Source organism: Pelagimonas sp. KU-00592-HH (assembly GCF_040369695.1).
GTDB lineage: Bacteria > Pseudomonadota > Alphaproteobacteria > Rhodobacterales > Rhodobacteraceae > Shimia.
On record NZ_BAABWM010000002.1, the window covers coordinates 638,225 to 654,013 of the forward strand.

Below are 15,789 nucleotides of genomic sequence, written 5' to 3' on the forward strand. Positions count from 1 at the left end.
AGCTTCTGCGTCTCCCGATCGTTTCCCAAACGTCACAAATAAACGTGGCTGGAATGGGGCACAAAAATGGAATTCGGCCCGGAGCTGAACAATTTCATGGGTTTTCAGGGAAAATCAGCGCCGATTTGACCTAAATGGAAACAATCGACAGGCACCGCATCGGCGATTGTTCTCAAGGCAGAACCACCACCTCGACCCGGCGATTGGTTTCACGGCCTTCCTTGGTGGCATTGCTGGCAATCGGCGCAAGATAACCAATCCCGCGAGAGTCCACCTGCGCATCCGCCACGCCCAGCGCATCCACAAGCTGGCTGCGCACCGCCCCGGCCCGGGCCTCGGACAATGCGATATTGCGATCCAGCGCCCCTTCGTTGTCAGTGTGCCCCACCAGCACAACCCGGCGTGTCTCATCTGCCTTCAACCAGTCCGCCAGCGCCACGAGCGAGGCAAACGGCCCATCTCCCAGCCGCGATGATCCCGTCTCGAAGGTCAAGTCGCCCAGCACCGCCCGTCCGGTCTCGTCCAGCGCCGTTGCCACGGCAGACCCGTCGATCTCCCCCGGCGTCGCGGCAATCTCCTCGACGGGTGGCGGCATAACCTCAAGCTCTTCGGTCTCAGACGGGGCCACATGGATCACCTGCACCATGCCCGAAATCGCGGTTTCGCTGACCAGAACGCCAACCCCCTCATATCCCCGCTCGCCCTGCTTTTCGGCCGAGATGAACCGGAACTCCGACAGATCGACAAACATGTCCGGCGGCGGCAGCACCTCGGTATTGAACCGGAAATCGAACCCGCCACAGACATCGGTTTCACAGGCAAACAGGACATCATACCCCTGTTCGCTCAACTGCGTGACGATCTGCGATGCCATGCGCGAGACCGATCCCGTCAGGCCGGGCACCCGCCAACTGCGTTTGACAACCCGCCCGTCAAAAAGCTCTGCCGGCACACCCTCACCATCGAAGGTTCCCACCGGCAAAGCGTATTGCCCGTTGCTTTCCTCACCGCCAAGCGCCTCGGCACCGTCCGGCAGGGACGGTTCGAACGCCGCCGCCAACGAGGGCAACAGCGCAAGACATATGGCGGCGAAACGGATCATCGGAACTGGGCGTGGTATTCGTCGTTGGGGCGCATGTTGGTGGCCGATGCCACGCGGTTCGACATGTTGAAAAAGCCGGTCACATTGGCAATGTCCCAGATGTCACGATCACTGAACCCGACATCGCGCAATGCCTGACGATCTGCTTCGGTGGTTGCGCTGCTTTCCTTGGTGATCTGCTCGGCGAAATGCAACATGGCCGTCTGGCGTGCGTCCAGATCGGCCGCCTTCCAGTTCATCACCATCAACTCGCCCAGCTTCGGATCCCCCGAAAGCTGGCGCACCGCCGCGCCGTGGGCGGTTAGACAGTAGAAACACTTGTTGATCGAAGACACGACAACCGCGATCATCTCGCGCTCAAGCTTGCTCAGCCCGCTGTCGCCCAGCATCAGGTCGTTATACATCGCCGTAAAGCCATTCAGCTTTTCAACGTCAAAGGCATAGGCCTTCAACACGTTGGGCACCATGCCCAGCTTTTCCTGGCAAATATCGAAATACTTCTGCGTCGCTTCCGGCAACGGGTCGGCCATCGGCAAATCAAGCGCCGTGGGTTGGTCTGACTGGCTCATCTATCTCCCTCTCAGTCTGACAAAATCCTGTAGTGATACTGCCCCACCACCGTCATCCCGAGCGAAGAATAAAGCCCGTTCGCAGCCTCGTTGGCCGTGGTGCAGATCACGGCAAGCGTATGCCCGCCGTTGTCCAAGGTCCAGAAGGCCGCGCGCTGCATCAGCCAGCGGCCAACACCCATCCGGCGCTGGAACGGGATGATCTCAAGCGCATGCACCATCGCGATCCCCTCGTGCATGCCGATAAAGCTGGCTCCCGCCGGCTTGTCCTGCCAGCGGCTCACGAAACCGGCCTTGGGCTTGCAGGCCCGCTGCATCACCTCGACACGCGCCGGTCCGATCCCGCCCGCGGCCCAGATTTCACGCATGATCTGCATCGGCCCGGTGGTCTCGATCGCGGCGGTACGCGGCGGGCGTTCCTGCGCCAACTCCTGCGCCGGGATCGCATACATCGTGACAGGGTCGATCACCTCATAGCCGCGTGCCGCAAGCGCCGCATCCAACGCGTCATCGCCCTCGCGGATCATGAACAGGGGCGTCTGCCCAAGGTCCCGCATCGCCTCTTCCGCCTTGGCAATGTCGGCCTCTTCGAACGCGCCTCGTGCAGTGGCCGCCGACACCCGTTTGCCGCCGCCCTGACCATCCCGCACAAGGAAAGGCCCACACTCGGCAACAGCCGCCGCCGGCCAGGTCGCCTCGACCACGTCATACATCATCTGTGCATCGGGAAGGCTCATGCGAAGGTCTCCGCCAGTTTGGTCATCGCCGCATCAATCCGCGCCCCATCCGTGCCACGGATCACGATATTCGCGCCAAAGGCCCCGTCCCGCTGGAACGGATAGGACCCGATCGACAGGTCACTGAATTCCTCGGCCAGCGCCGCCAGCGGCCCGGCAATATCCCCCTCGCCGCGATCAATCCGCAGCGACTGCGACAACAGCGGTTTGCCCCCGGTCAGGGTCGGCATCACGCTTGCCACCATCGCCTGGAACACGCTTGGCACACCGGCCATGACATGCACGTTTTCAACCGTGAACCCCGGCGCAACCGAGACGGGATTGTCGATCAAAGTGGCCTCCGCAGGAATCCGCGCCATCCGCTGACGCGCCGCGTTGAACTCCAGCCCCGAATTCTCGTAATGCGCCGCCAGCAGGGCCCGCGCATCATCACGAATGTCGATGCTCTGGCCAAAGGCCTCGGCCACGCAATCGGCGGTGATGTCATCATGCGTAGGGCCAATCCCGCCGCTGGTGAACACCGTGTCATAGCGTCCTGCAAGATGTTGCAGCGCCGCGATGATATCGGCCTTCTCGTCGCCAACCACCCGCACCTCGCGCAGGTCGACGCCGTGTTTGGTCAGCTCACCGGCAAGATAGTGCATGTTGGCATCGCGGGTCCGGCCCGAGAGAATCTCGTCACCGATCACCAGCATCGCGGCAGTGGGGTTGGACATGGCGGCTCGCTCCTTGTCAGATTGTCCCCAGAGGTATAGGCCCGTGATCATGCGCTTTCAAACCCCTCTTGTTCCCGCCGTGCTGATCCGCCGCTACAAGCGTTTCCTTGCCGATGCCACGCTCGCCGATGGCACCGAGATCACCGCCCATTGCGCCAACCCCGGCTCGATGATGGGACTGGCCGAACCCGGCAGCCGCATCTGGCTCGAACCGAACGACGATCCCAAGAAGAAACTCAAATACGGCTGGCGTCTTGTCGAACATGACAACGGCCATTTCACCGGCGTCGACACCTCGGTCCCCAACCGCGCCCTCAAGGCCGCGCTTCTGGCGCATGAAATCCCCGAACTCGCCGACTACCCGATGATCCGCCCCGAGGTGAAATACGGCCAGAACAGCCGCATTGATTTCCTCCTGTCCGGCGCAGACCGCCCCGACCTCTATGTCGAGGTAAAAAGCGTCACCCTCTCGCGCAAGGCAGGCCTCGCTGAATTTCCCGACAGCGTCACCGCCCGTGGCGCAAAACACCTTGCCGAGCTGCAAGAGATGATCGCCGAAGGTCACCGCGCCATGATGCTCTATCTCGTGCAACGCACGGACGCACAAAAGGTCACGCTGGCCGCGGATATCGACCCGACCTACGCCCAGACATTCGCAGCCGCCCGCAAGGCCGGCGTCGAGGTTCTGGCCTACGACTGCAAGATCACCCCGCAGGAGATCACCATCGGGTCCCGCCTGCCCTTCGAAGCCGACGTAGCCTAGCCAAGCACAGGCAGGCCGCCTTCAAGATCGGACTGGTAGCCAAACAGCGCCGCCAGGCCACCGGTATGCACGAACAGCACCCGCGCCCCTTTTGCGATTTCACCGGCACTGCACAGCGCCGGGACCGCGGCAAAGGATTTGGCGGTATAGACGGGATCAAGGAGAATCCCCTCACGCCCCGCCATCATCGCCATCGCCTCTGAGGCGGCCTCTCCAACCTGCCCATACCCCGGTGCCAGCGCCCCGTCCCAGATCTGCACGTCTTCTGCCGCAACCGCCCGCGTGTCCTCCGTCAACTCCGAAAACAGCTCCAGCACCCGCCGAATACGCGCCTCCTGCTGTGCCTTGGGGCGGCGCACGCAACTGCCGATCACCCGCGCCGTGCTGCCTGCCGCCCGCAACCCGGTTAGCAAACCCGCATGGGTCGCCCCGCTGCCAGAGGCCACGACAACTACGTCGAACGCCTGACCCGACGCCACGATCTCGCGCCCAGCCCGCACATAGCCCAGCGCCCCAAGCGGCGGGTTTTCAAGTCCAAGCGGAATGACATAGGGCACCCGCCCCTCACTCCGCAGCGTCTCGGCCCGCGCCCTGAGCGCCGCATCCGCCCCCGCCTCGTCTTCGCCCTCCGGATAGTGCATGATCTCCGCGCCCAGCATCCGCAACAACAGGACATTGCCAGACGTGTGATAGGTCCCATCCCGCTCCGGCACCCGCTCTTCCAACTGCACAACCGATTTCATCCCCAATGACGCCGCCGCATAGGCCGCCGTACGCACGAAATTCGACTGCACCGCACCGGTGATCAGGATGGTATCCGCCCCCTGCGCCCGCGCCGCGCCAAGATAGAACTCCAACTGCCGCGCCTTGTTGCCCCCAAGCGGTGATCCGGCCACGTCATCGCGCTTGATGAACAGGTTGATGCCAAGGTTCTCGGACAATGACGGCAGATGCGTCAGCGGGGTCTCCCCGCTCACCAATGTCGCACGAGGATAGGTTTCTGAATGCATGTCACACCTCCCAGGAAAACCACCGGCATTCACCGCGCGGCAGGCGCAAACGCCTAACCATGCCCGCGCCCTCTCACCCAACACCAACAACGGCGACGTGGCAACACGCGCGCGCCCAAGCCCTCTGGCATCTGTCGCCAATCCGTCATAAGTAACGGGAAAGAATTTGCGATGGAGCAAGAGGCTTATGATCGGTAAGGGCCGCCAGACCCGTGACGGGATCAGGATTTATCAGGACGCGGACTTCGCAGGCATGCACAAGGCCGGCGCACTGGCCGCACGCATCCTTGACGAAATCGCCGAACACGTTTTCCCGGGCCAGAGCACTGGTGAAATTGATCGCCTCATCGAACAGAAGGTAAACGACGCCGGCGCCACCTCGGCCACCATCGGCTATCGCGGCTACCAGCACGCCTCCTGCATCTCGGTCAACCACGTGGTCTGCCACGGCATCCCCGGCGACAAGAAGCTCAAGGATGGCGACATCCTCAACATCGACGTGACCGTCATCGTGGATGGCTGGTTTGGTGACACCTCGCGCATGTATGTCGCGGGCAAACTGAACCGCAAGGCCGAGCGCCTGATCCAGGTCACCCACGACAGCCTGATGAAGGGCATCGAGGCGGTGAAACCGGGCAACACCTTCGGGGACATCGGCCACGCCATTCAATCCTATGTCGAAGGCCACCGCATGTCGGTTGTCCGCGATTTCTGCGGTCACGGTCTGGGCCAGGTCTTCCACGCCCCGCCCAACGTCCTGCACTATGGCCGCCCCGGCACTGGCGCGGTTCTCGAAGAAGGCATGTTCTTCACCATCGAACCCATGGTGAACCTAGGCCGCCCCGAGACCAAGGTGCTGGCCGACGACTGGACCGCCGTCACCCGCGACAAATCCCTCTCGGCCCAGTTCGAACACTCGGTCGGCGTCACGGCAAACGGTGTCGAGATCTTCACCCTGTCGCCTGCGGATAAGTTCCACCCGACCTGGGGCTAGGCCGTTAACAGCAAGAAACGGCTGAAACTGCGCTGCGACGACGCGGCCCTTTACGGAATCACCATTCCAATACATGCTAAAAACAGCATGTATAAGGTGTATTTCGATGGCAACTTTTACTGGAACCTCCGGCAGCGACACGCTGATCGGGACGGATGACGCGGACATCCTGCAATCCCGCGGCGGCGTGGATTTTCTCTCCGGCGGCAACGGCGGCGATGAATACCAGATGTACCAAAGCGGCGGCCTGCACGCCGTCACCATCGACGACAACGCCACCGACGGAGCAGCCGACAGCATCACGCAGGCCCGCTTCTTCTATGCCTCTGCCTCGCTGGGCTATTCCGCCTGGGGAAGTGCCGAACGCCAGGGCGACGACCTGCATATCGAAATTCCGGGCAAACCCAGCCGCTTCCGCAAACCCGGCTACGGGGCCCTGACCATCGACATCATCGATCACTTCGGCGATGGCACGGTTGAAACCCTGCAAGCCGGTGACTTCACCTTTGTCCTCTCCACGTCCAACCTCTTTTCCGGCCCCGAGAACGCCCTGATTGCCGGCGACAGCGCGCGCGACACCATCAAGAGCGGCGCTGGCAACGACATCCTGTTCTCAAACGGCGGGGCCGACCGCATCATGTCAGGAGCAGGAAACGACACCGTCTTTTCTGGCGCAGGACGCGACCGGATCGAAACCCGCGCCGACAATGATCGCGTCTATTCCGGCGATCACAATGACACCGTGAAATCCGGCGCTGGCAACGATTGGGTCGATCTGGGCAAGGGCAACGACCTCGGGCGCGGCGGCACTGGCGCAGACTGGCTCCTTGGGCAAGACGGCCATGACAGGCTGTTCGGCGGTTCGGGTCGCGACATGATGGTTGGCGGCGCAGGCAACGACACGCTCAAGGGCGGCAGCAACGGCGACATCTACCAGTTCCGCGTCACCGCACCGGACGCCACCGGCCACGACGTGATCCGCGACATTGGCCAAAGAAAGCCACTCTACAACGATCTCGACATCATCGACCTCGTCGGCCTTTACGGCGCCTCATCCGGCAGTTCCTCCGAAGCCTACGCCGCTGTCGGCTTTGATCGCGCGGGCGCCGACATGATCATCTCCATCGGCGACGGCACATCGACCATCACCGTCAAGGATCAGTTCCTGCTCAATGGTCGCTCGTCCATCGAACAACTGGTCTTTGACGGCGGCTACTGGCCGGCCATCGAATTCCAGATCCTCGACGCCGAAAATGACGATATCGGCGATGATCGCCGGGATCGCCTTGGCGTCGGCGGCGAAAAGCACGAGTTGATCTTCGGCAACGATGACGACAATCAGGTGTTCGGCGACAGCGGCACCAACTTCATCTGGCTTGGCGGTGGGGCCGATACGCTGATCTACAAGGAGTCCGATCCCCAGCTGTATTATGACCTCGACCGCAACTTCGTCGGCGGCGGTTCGGTCAATGACATCGTGATGGACTTCGACCCCACAGAGGACAGGCTGGATTTCTCCGAGATCAAATCCCTCACCTTTGCCGGCCTCACCCTGTCCGAGGCCTCGGATGGTGACACCCTCATCTCCTGGCAATCCGGCGATTTCGAGGTCTCCTCGATTTTCATCGAATTGCGCGGCGTGGCCCTGGCCGACCTGGGTGAAGACCACTTTCTGTTTGCTTGAACCGAAATCCGAACGCACACTTTTAAGGGGAAATTTCCCAAAATTTCCCCTGCGTCAGCTATTCGCCAAACAACTCAAACCCTTACACATTTTCCACTCGGATGCGGCATTGCGAACCATTTGCAACTACCGGTCTTTCGCCCTATCTCTGCTCATGCCGCGCCGCACCATGTGGCCGGTTGGTGAAATCCCAGCATAGGAGGCCCGCGTGATCTCTACGTTCAAATCCGCAGCCCTCGCCGCCCTTCTCGGGCTGACCGCAACCCAAAGTTTCGCGCAGGAGGTCACCCTGCGGTTCCAGCATTTCGTCTCGCCCAAATCGGCGAACCCGAAATACTTCATCGAACCCTGGGCCGAAAAGGTCGAACACGAAAGCAATGGCCGCATCAAGGTCGAAATCTATCCCTTCATGCAACTGGGCGGCAAAGCCCCGAGCCAGTACGACCTGATCCGCGACGGCGCGATTGATGGCGGCTGGGTGATCCCGGGCTACCAGCCGGGCCGCTTCCCCGAAGCCGAAGCAATGGAAATGCCCTTCATGGTCACCAAGTCGGCAGAAGACGCCTCCAGGGCCGCATGGGTCTTTACCCAGAAACACCTGATGGATGATTTCCGCGATGTCCACGTTATCGCCGCGCACATGCACGGCCCCGGCATCGTTCACAAAAAGGGCCAGAGCATCGCGGCAGTCGAAGACTTCAAAGGCCTCAAGCTGCGCGGCCCCTCGCGCCCGGCGACGCTCTTGTTGAAGAAACTCGGCGCCACCCCGATCGGCATGCCCGTGCCCGCCTTCCCCGAAGCCCTCTCCAAGGGCGTGGTTGATGGCGGCGTGATCACCTGGGAAATGTCACCCTCGCTCAAGCTGAACGAGCTGACCGACAGCCACACAGACGTGGCGGGCGACAAATCCCTCTACAACCTCTATTTCATCTGGGCGATGAACAAGGCCAAGTACGAAAGTCTGCCGGATGATCTCAAGGCGGTGATCGACGCCAACTCCGGCATGTTTGCCTCGGCCTGGGCCGGTCGCGCCCATGACACCGGTGACGTCGACGGCAAGGGCCTGATGCAGGCCGACGGCAACGAGATCGCCAGCTTAAGCGAAGCCGAAACCGCGCGCATCACTACCCTTGGCGACGAGGTGATCGCCGACTGGATCGCCGACATCACCCGCAAAGGCCTTGATGGCGCCCAGCTGATCGAAGACGCCCGCGCCGCCGTCGCCGAAACCCGCAGTGACACGGCCGCCACGAACTGATCCGGAAAAGGCCGCCTCTCGGGGCGGCCTTTTTCATGGCTTAATCAAAACTCACCGCCATCCGGTACAGGTGCCATGTCGCATGGCCAAGGATCGGCAGGACAAAGATCATTCCAAGGAACGCAGGCATCGCGCCAAGCACCAGCATTCCGGCCACGATCATCCCCCAGACCACCACCGGCAGCGGGTTCTTGGATGCCACCCGCAGGGATGTCACAACCGCCGTCGGCAGCCCGACAGGACGGTCCAGAAGCATCGGAAAACTGGTCAGCGCGGTTGTCAGCACCACGAAGGCAAAGACCGCACCAATCCCGCAGCCCATCCAGATCATTGTCCAGCCGTCAGACGTGGTGAACACATCCCGCATGAACCCCGCCACGCTCTCGGGCATCGCCGGCCCCAGTGTCACGTTGTAAACCCAGTAGGCCGCGGCCATCCAAAGAAAGAACATCGCAAACAGGTAGAGGCCCAGCACCAACACCGGCCCAAGCGCCCGCGCCCGCAGCATCGCCAGCGCATCCGCCCAGCTTGCCTCCTGACCATCCTCGTGCAGCGCGCTCATTGCATAAAGGCCCACCGCCGCCACCGGCCCGATCAGCGCAAAGCCGGACACCATCGGGAACAGGAACGGCACCATCGCCCGCTCAAACGCCATCGCGGCCAGAAAGACCCCGATCATCGGATAGATCACCACCAGCGCAATCACGTCACTGCGAAAGCGCGAAAAGTCCCGCACCCCCAGCAACAGCGCCTTCCACAGATCCTCGACCCCGATCGAATGCACCCTCGGGTGCACATCCATGTCGCTGCGCATGTGCTGCGCCGCATCGCCAAGGGCGCGCGCACCATCGTGCACCGCCTTCGCTCCCCAGCTTGCCGGATTTCCAATTGTCTGAACCATTCCAACCTCCTCCATTTCTGAAGGCAGGCCAAACCGTTCCAAGGCAGGGCCGATCCCCTTGATCCGCAGGGCCAACCCTGTTGGCGGCCTGCCATGATCTGTCCACTATAGCACAAACTCCGGCAAATCGCCGAATGCCGCCCCTATCCGTCCAGTCCCAAGCGCCCCACCACGTCCTGCATCCGCGTGACAATCTCCGCACCCTGTCCGCGCAGGGCAGCCCCCGCGCCCTCGGGCACATAGCCGATACAGCGCATCCCGGCCCGCGCAGCGGCCTCGGCCCCGCTGGCGCTATCCTCGATCACAACACAGGCCGCAGGCGCCACGCCATGCGCCTTGGCCGCCGCGAGGAACAACCCCGGCTCCGGCTTGGCCACGCCCAGCTCCCGCGCCGAAAACATGGCGGCCTCGAAACGGTCCCAAAGTCCGGTCTGGCCAAGCGTGATCCGCATCTTCTCGCGGCTCCCGTTCGACGCCACGCAATAGGCCACGCCCGCCGCCTCCAGCGCGTCAATCAGATCCCGCACCCCGGCGATCAGCGATACCCCCCTGCGCAGCGCCGCATAGGTGGCCTCGTGGATTTCCGCCACCCAGTCCTCGGGCAGGTCCGCACCCATCCGCCGCGCCTTGTCCCGCACCCCGCTCAGCGTGCCGCCGACGAACTGCGCCATGCACTCTTCGACCGTCAGGTGCAGCCCATAGCCCGCAAGGTTCTCCGAGATCGCCCGGTTCGTGACCGGCTCGCTGTCAACCAGCACGCCATCACAATCAAAAATCACGAGATCGGGTCGCATGTCGCCTCCTTGCCTGCCTGCGCAGACCCTAGGCACTGCTTCTCCGGTCGGCAAATGGCATGTCGGCGAAACCGCGCCTTTCAGATGTCACTCTGAAACATGCACCTCGAGAAAGGTCACATGGGTGTCGCCATACTTGCGCTGATCCAGCAGGCCGAACCCCTCCGGGGCAACCTGCGGCGCACTTTCTTCCCAGACGATCAGCGCACCCTCGGCAATCCAGCCCCCCGCCATCGCCGCAGCCAGCGCCTTGTCCCCCATGCCCTTGCCATAAGGCGGGTCCAGAAAGATCAGGTCATAGCCCGCCCCGTCATTCGCCGGCAGCCGTGTCGCATCCCGTGCAACCATTTTGGTCGCTGCCTTGGAGCGCGTGATGCGGATGTTCTCTCGGATCAGGCTCTGCGCCTTACGCCCGTCATCCACGAAACACACCGTCTCGGCCCCGCGCGACAGGGCCTCAAGGCCCAGCGCCCCGGTCCCGGCAAACAGGTCAAGCACCCGCGCGCCGGTTATCGGATCGCCGAACTTGCCGCCCATCAACACGTTGAAAAGGCTCTCGCGCACGCGGTCGGTCGTGGGCCTCAGATGCGCGCCTGCATCGCCCTTGCCAACACTGGCAAGGGCAACGCCGCGAAAGTCTCCCGCGATGATCCTCACAGTTTCATCAGGGCTTTCATGTCGGTTTCGGGATCGGCAATCATCGCCGGAGCCGGCGATTTGCCACCTTCGATCAGACGCTTGCCGATCATGTAGTCGCGCGGCGCGTTCATCGCGTCCACCGCCAGCAGTTCCTCGCCCTTGTAGTACCAGAACGACACCGAATTGCCTTCGCCTGCGCGGGTGACGACAGTGTCATAGCCGGTGTTCAGACCCGCGATCTGAAGCTTCACGTCATACTGATCCGACCAGAACCACGGCTTGGCGACATAGTCCTTGCCCGCCCCCATGATATTCTCGGCCACCACTTCCGCCTGATCAATCGCGTTCGGCACGCTCTCCAGACGGATACGGTTGCCCTTGTAGGGAAACGAGGCACAATCGCCTGCCGCCCAGATGTTCGGCACCGAGGTCCGGCCCTGTTCATCGGTCTTGATACCGTTGTCGATCTCGACACCGGCCGCTTCCGCCAGCGCACTCGCCGGGGTGATCCCGACACCCACGATCACGAAATCAAGGTCCAGCTCGCTGCCGTCGGTCAGCTTGGCACCACTGACACGGCCCTCGCCGGTCAGATGATCAAGGCCAACGCCTTCGATGATCTTCACGCCATGCCCTTCGTGCAGGGACCGGAAATAATCCGAGGTCTCGGGCGCCGCGACACGTTGCAGGATACGGTCCGCCATCTCGACCAGCGTCACCTGAAGCCCGCGCGAGGCCGCAACCGCCGCCGCCTCAAGACCGATATAGCCGCCGCCCACGATCAGCACGCGCTTGCCTTCGGTGAACTCGGGCGCCATCGCGTCCACGTCCTTGAGGTCGCGCACCACATGCACCCCCTCAAGCGCGCCACCAATCGCCGCCGGCAACCGGCGCGGCACCGATCCGGTGGTCAGAACCAACTCGTCATAGGCAATGTCCTTGCCACCCGCACGCAGGGTCTTGGCCGCGGCATCAATCGACTCCACCGTCTCGTTCAGGTGCATGTCGATGTCATTTTCCGCATAGAAGGCCTCGGGCCGCAGGAACAGCCGCTCCAGCTCCATTTCGCCCAAAAGATACTTCTTCGACAGCGGCGGGCGCTGATAGGGCGGCACCGATTCCTCGCCGATCAAAGTCACCTGTCCGGTGAACCCTCCATTGCGCAGCTTCGCCACAAGCGAAGAGCCTGCCTGCCCCGCTCCGATCACAACTACGTGGGTCATGCCCTCTCCCTGAGTCAGTGTTTCCTTTTGTGCTGGCGAGCCTATATCTACGGGGAAGGAAAACGCAAACGAACAAAGGACATGTAATGACGATTTCTGCTGGTGAACGCCTGCCCGAGGGCCAACTGATGCGTGTGGGCGATGCAGGCCCCGAACCCGTCTCGGTCGAAGCCCTGACCAAAGGCCGCAAAGTCGCGCTTTTCGGCGTCCCCGGCGCCTTCACCCCGACCTGTTCCTCGGCCCACCTGCCGTCCTTCATGCAGAACGCCGATGCCATCCGCGCCAAGGGCGTGGACGAGATCGTCTGTCTCTCGGTCAACGACGCATGGGTCATGGATGCCTGGGGCCAGTCTTCCGGCGCAGCCGATGCCGGCATCTCCATGCTGGCCGATCCCAGCGGTGATCTGACCGTGGCCATGGGCCTTGATTTCTCGGTGCCGGCCATCGGCTTCACCAACCGCGCCCGCCGCTTTGCCGCCATCGTCGAAGACGGCACCGTCACCTGGATTTCCGAAGAAGAAGAGGCCGGCACCTGCAACCTGACCGCCGGCAACACCCTGCTGGAAAACCTCTGATATCCCTGCGTCCGGAGGTCCAGCGGATCTCCGGGCCATCCCCGTGGAAAAACCCTCTCAGAGCGTATCCAGCTTCCGCGCCAGCTTCACGTCAAGCGCGCTCAGGCCGTCCACGTCATGCGTGGTCAGCACCACGTCAACGCGATTATAGACATTGAACCACTCCGGATGATGGTTCCATTTCTCGGCCCAGATCGCCGCCCGCATCATCCAGCCCATCGCGTCGATGAAACTGTGAAACACGTAACTCTTGCGGATCGCGTCGCGGGCCGGGTCCATCTCCCATCCCGCCTCCAACAGCGGGCCCAGCACCGCATCCCGTGCCGCCATACTAAGCTTCTCGGTCATTCGTGGTCCTCCCGTGTCTCCTTGCGAAACGGCCCCCAGGCCGTCATCACCTCGATCTCCTCGGCCACGGCCTCGCGTTCCGCCACAAGATAGCGTGCCACCGCATCGGAAAACCCGTCATCGGCAATCCAGTGCAGCGAATGGGTCTCGACCGGAAGGTATCCCCGCGCCAGCTTGTGTTCGCCCTGCGCCCCGGCCTCGACCCGCGCCAGCCCCTGTGAAATGGCCCAGTCGATCGCCTGATAATAGCACAGTTCAAAGTGCAGGCAGGCATGATCCTCGATACAGCCCCAATACCGGCCATAAAGCGCATCGCGCCCGATCATGTTCATCGCCCCCGCAATCGCCTGCCCCTCGCGCATCGCCAGCACCAGCAGGATGTCATCGCGCAGCACCTCGTGGGCGATGTCGAAAAAGGCCCGCGTCAGATAGGGCGTACCCCATTTCCGCGCTCCGGTGTCCTGATAGAACATCCACATGGCGTCCCAGTGTTCGGGCCGGATCTGATCACCGGTCAGACACATGATCTCCCCGCCGAACCCCTGCGCCTTCTCGCGCTCCTTGCGGATGTTCTTGCGCTTGCGCGACGACAGCGTCGCCAGAAAGGCATCGAAACTACCATAGCCGTCATTGACCCAGTGAAACTGCTGGCCCGTGCGATGCAGCAGCCCCATTTCACGTCCGGCAATCGCCTCGTCCTCGCTGCAAAAGGTCATGTGCATCGACGAAAGCTGGTTCTCGGCCGCCACCTGCACCGCCCCCTGCACAAGGGCCGACATGCCAAGCGTCTCGTATCCCGCCCGCACGAGCAACCGCCGCCCCGTCACCGGCGTGAAGGGCACCGCGATCTGCAATTTCGGATAGTACCGCCCACCGGCCCGCTCATAGGCATGGGCCCAGTTGTGATCGAAGACATATTCGCCCTGACTGTGCGATTTCGCGTACATCGGCGCACAGGCAATGATCTCGCCATCCGCCTTCGCCGTCAGGTAACGCGGCTGCCATCCGGTGCCGGGCCCGACCGACCCACTGTCTTCAACGGCCTTCAGAAACCGGTAAGTGGTAAAGGGATCTTCCGGCCGGCCTTCGCCCGCTCCGGCGCAGGCGTCCCAGTCCTCCGCCCCGATGCTGTCCAGCGAACCATGCAGTTCGATTTCGATGCGTGCGCCGTCCATGCCATTCTCCTGTTCGCCCTCACATATTTGGCCCCGGGCGAAAAAGGATCAAGCGGGGAATGGTGCCAGGTACTGTTCAAAGGTCACGTTCTCGGCAACCTTTCGGGCCTCTGCCTCGGCCTCGGGCGACCGGATGGTCCAGCACAAAACATGCGTCCCCCCGGCCTTCAGCTCTGCCACCCGCGCGCGGCCAAGGTCACTTGCCTGATGGCTGATGAAACAGGCCCCGACACGGTCATAATCCGGTATCTCGCGCAAGCCGTCGCGCCGCGCTGCCGGAATCAATGGCCAGTCATCCGCACCATAGCCATCGGTCACGATCCCGCGCGGCACCTGCGGCAACAAACGGCCCATCTCGGCCACGCTATGGGGATTGAACGACATAAAGGCAATCGGCCCACCATAGCCCGCCGCGTATTCTGCGGTCGCCTGCTCCAGCGCGCCGATGTTGGGGCCAAGAATGCCGTCCTGATCCTTCAACTCGACCAATAAAGGCACCTGCCCGTCAACGATCTCAAGAACTTCGGCAAAGGTGGGAATGCCCTCATCCCCACCTGTCAGACCGATCTCGCCCAGCTGCTCGGCCGTACGTTGCCGTATGGCCCCACTCTCACCGGTCAGGCGCTCAAGCTGATAGTCATGAAAGACCATCGCCCGCCCGTCCGCCGAAAGCTGCAGGTCGATCTCGATGCCGTACCCGGCCGCCATCGCCGCGCGGATCGCCGCGCGGCTGTTTTCGGGGCGTCCGTCCGCCACATCATGCAGGGCACGATGCGCCAGCGGCACCGTCAAAAAGGCCGGGTCAAGCTTGGTCATTTGATCTGGAAGATGCCTTCGATCTCGACCGCCACACCAAACGGCAGCGATGCTGCCGACACGGCGGAACGGGAATGACGACCGGCATCGCCCAGCGCCTCGACCATGAAATCCGACGCGCCGTTGATCACCTTAGGCTGGTCCCCGAAATCAGCGGTCGAGTTCACGAAACCCACCAGCTTCACAACCCGCACCAGACGGTCAAGATCGCCACCACATGCCGCCTTCACCTGGCTCAGCAGGCTGATCGCGCAGGTCCGCGCCGCCGCGGCACCGGCCTCGACATCCATGTCGTCGCCCAGCTTGCCCTTGATCATGCCGTCGGCATCCATCGAGATCTGGCCGGATACATGCACGAGGTCCCCCACCTGCACGAAAGGCACATAGTTGGCCGCCGGGGCCGGGGCTTCGGACAGGGTCACACCCAGTTCTGCGAGTTTTGCTTCGAATGCGCTCATTGCTGCGTCTCCCTAAAGGTTTCGGGG

General features: G+C 62.6%; 18 protein-coding genes. 5 read left to right on the forward strand and 13 right to left on the reverse strand.

The annotated features are described in order from the left end of the window. Nucleotides 1-172: 172 nt before the first annotated feature. From ABWV42_RS10230 to ABWV42_RS10245, 4 genes are read right to left on the reverse strand one after another with little or no spacing between them, the layout of a single operon-like run. Nucleotides 173-1,102 (reverse strand): OmpA family protein, encoded by a 930-nt coding sequence (locus ABWV42_RS10230; protein WP_353340016.1) that lies wholly within the window; start codon nucleotides 1,100-1,102, stop codon nucleotides 173-175. Next, nucleotides 1,099-1,671 carry a peroxidase-related enzyme gene (locus tag ABWV42_RS10235; RefSeq protein ID WP_353340017.1) on the reverse strand — a complete coding sequence of 191 codons (573 nt, stop codon included), beginning with the start codon at nucleotides 1,669-1,671 and terminating at the stop codon, nucleotides 1,099-1,101. Before ABWV42_RS10235 ends, ABWV42_RS10230 begins: the two co-directional genes overlap by 4 nt. An 11-nt stretch (nucleotides 1,672-1,682) precedes the next feature. Further along, nucleotides 1,683-2,408 (reverse strand): GNAT family N-acetyltransferase, encoded by a 726-nt coding sequence (locus ABWV42_RS10240; protein WP_353340018.1) that lies wholly within the window; start codon nucleotides 2,406-2,408, stop codon nucleotides 1,683-1,685. Further along, the gene (locus ABWV42_RS10245) at nucleotides 2,405-3,124 is read right to left on the reverse strand and encodes a competence/damage-inducible protein A (protein ID WP_353340019.1); all 720 of its coding nucleotides are present in this window, start codon (nucleotides 3,122-3,124) and stop codon (nucleotides 2,405-2,407) included. The genes ABWV42_RS10240 and ABWV42_RS10245 overlap by 4 nt, the downstream gene beginning before the upstream one ends. Before the next feature lie 49 nt (nucleotides 3,125-3,173). On the opposite strand from ABWV42_RS10245, the gene sfsA reads away from it, so the two are divergent. After that, nucleotides 3,174-3,887: a DNA/RNA nuclease SfsA gene (gene sfsA / locus ABWV42_RS10250; RefSeq protein WP_353340020.1), complete on the forward strand. Its 714-nt coding sequence runs from the start codon at nucleotides 3,174-3,176 to the stop codon at nucleotides 3,885-3,887. Here sfsA and ABWV42_RS10255 read toward each other — a convergent pair. After that, on the reverse strand, nucleotides 3,884-4,897 hold the full coding sequence (locus ABWV42_RS10255; protein ID WP_353340021.1) for a D-cysteine desulfhydrase family protein: 1,014 nt from the start codon (nucleotides 4,895-4,897) through the stop codon (nucleotides 3,884-3,886). The two genes, sfsA and ABWV42_RS10255, sit on opposite strands and share 4 nt — an antisense overlap. 187 nt (nucleotides 4,898-5,084) lie before the next feature. Here ABWV42_RS10255 and map point away from each other — a divergent pair, with 187 nt between their 5' ends. From map to ABWV42_RS10270, 3 genes are all read left to right on the forward strand, one after another. Further along, nucleotides 5,085-5,891, forward strand: coding sequence for a type I methionyl aminopeptidase (map, locus tag ABWV42_RS10260; RefSeq protein WP_353340022.1), 807 nt, complete (start codon nucleotides 5,085-5,087; stop codon nucleotides 5,889-5,891). Nucleotides 5,892-5,997: 106 nt separating this feature from the next. Next, nucleotides 5,998-7,575, forward strand: a complete 1,578-nt coding sequence (locus ABWV42_RS10265; RefSeq protein WP_353340023.1) for a calcium-binding protein — start codon at nucleotides 5,998-6,000, stop codon at nucleotides 7,573-7,575. A gap of 208 nt (nucleotides 7,576-7,783) precedes the next feature. Then, a complete protein-coding gene (locus tag ABWV42_RS10270) occupies nucleotides 7,784-8,833 on the forward strand; it encodes a TRAP transporter substrate-binding protein (RefSeq protein WP_353340024.1) in 1,050 nt (349 codons plus the stop codon). 40 nt (nucleotides 8,834-8,873) lie between these two features. Here ABWV42_RS10270 and ABWV42_RS10275 read toward each other — a convergent pair whose 3' ends face one another. The 4 genes from ABWV42_RS10275 to ABWV42_RS10290 form a co-directional block, all read right to left on the reverse strand. Then, a complete protein-coding gene (locus tag ABWV42_RS10275) occupies nucleotides 8,874-9,734 on the reverse strand; it encodes a DUF2189 domain-containing protein (RefSeq protein WP_353340025.1) in 861 nt (286 codons plus the stop codon). Between the two features lie 143 nt (nucleotides 9,735-9,877). Next, nucleotides 9,878-10,528: an HAD family hydrolase gene (locus ABWV42_RS10280; RefSeq protein ID WP_353340026.1), complete on the reverse strand. Its 651-nt coding sequence runs from the start codon at nucleotides 10,526-10,528 to the stop codon at nucleotides 9,878-9,880. 87 nt (nucleotides 10,529-10,615) lie between these two features. Next, a complete protein-coding gene (gene rsmD, locus ABWV42_RS10285) occupies nucleotides 10,616-11,185 on the reverse strand; it encodes a 16S rRNA (guanine(966)-N(2))-methyltransferase RsmD (protein WP_353340027.1) in 570 nt (189 codons plus the stop codon). Further along, nucleotides 11,182-12,390 carry an NAD(P)/FAD-dependent oxidoreductase gene (locus ABWV42_RS10290; protein WP_353340028.1) on the reverse strand — a complete coding sequence of 403 codons (1,209 nt, stop codon included), beginning with the start codon at nucleotides 12,388-12,390 and terminating at the stop codon, nucleotides 11,182-11,184. Before ABWV42_RS10290 ends, rsmD begins: the two co-directional genes overlap by 4 nt. Before the next feature lie 86 nt (nucleotides 12,391-12,476). On the opposite strand from ABWV42_RS10290, the gene ABWV42_RS10295 reads away from it, so the two are divergent. Next, the gene (locus ABWV42_RS10295) at nucleotides 12,477-12,965 is read left to right on the forward strand and encodes a peroxiredoxin (protein WP_353340029.1); all 489 of its coding nucleotides are present in this window, start codon (nucleotides 12,477-12,479) and stop codon (nucleotides 12,963-12,965) included. Between the two features lie 57 nt (nucleotides 12,966-13,022). Here the strand turns inward: ABWV42_RS10295 and ABWV42_RS10300 are convergent, their stop codons facing one another. The 4 genes from ABWV42_RS10300 to ABWV42_RS10315 are packed head-to-tail and all read right to left on the reverse strand — an operon-like array spanning nucleotide 13,023 to nucleotide 15,762. Then, nucleotides 13,023-13,313, reverse strand: coding sequence for a 4a-hydroxytetrahydrobiopterin dehydratase (locus ABWV42_RS10300; RefSeq protein ID WP_353340030.1), 291 nt, complete (start codon nucleotides 13,311-13,313; stop codon nucleotides 13,023-13,025). Continuing rightward, nucleotides 13,310-14,488, reverse strand: coding sequence for a GNAT family N-acetyltransferase (locus ABWV42_RS10305; protein ID WP_353340031.1), 1,179 nt, complete (start codon nucleotides 14,486-14,488; stop codon nucleotides 13,310-13,312). Before ABWV42_RS10305 ends, ABWV42_RS10300 begins: the two co-directional genes overlap by 4 nt. Before the next feature lie 48 nt (nucleotides 14,489-14,536). Continuing rightward, nucleotides 14,537-15,304, reverse strand: coding sequence for a glycerophosphodiester phosphodiesterase family protein (locus ABWV42_RS10310; RefSeq protein ID WP_353340032.1), 768 nt, complete (start codon nucleotides 15,302-15,304; stop codon nucleotides 14,537-14,539). Continuing rightward, nucleotides 15,301-15,762: a RidA family protein gene (locus ABWV42_RS10315; protein ID WP_353340033.1), complete on the reverse strand. Its 462-nt coding sequence runs from the start codon at nucleotides 15,760-15,762 to the stop codon at nucleotides 15,301-15,303. Before ABWV42_RS10315 ends, ABWV42_RS10310 begins: the two co-directional genes overlap by 4 nt. Nucleotides 15,763-15,789 lie beyond the last annotated feature (27 nt).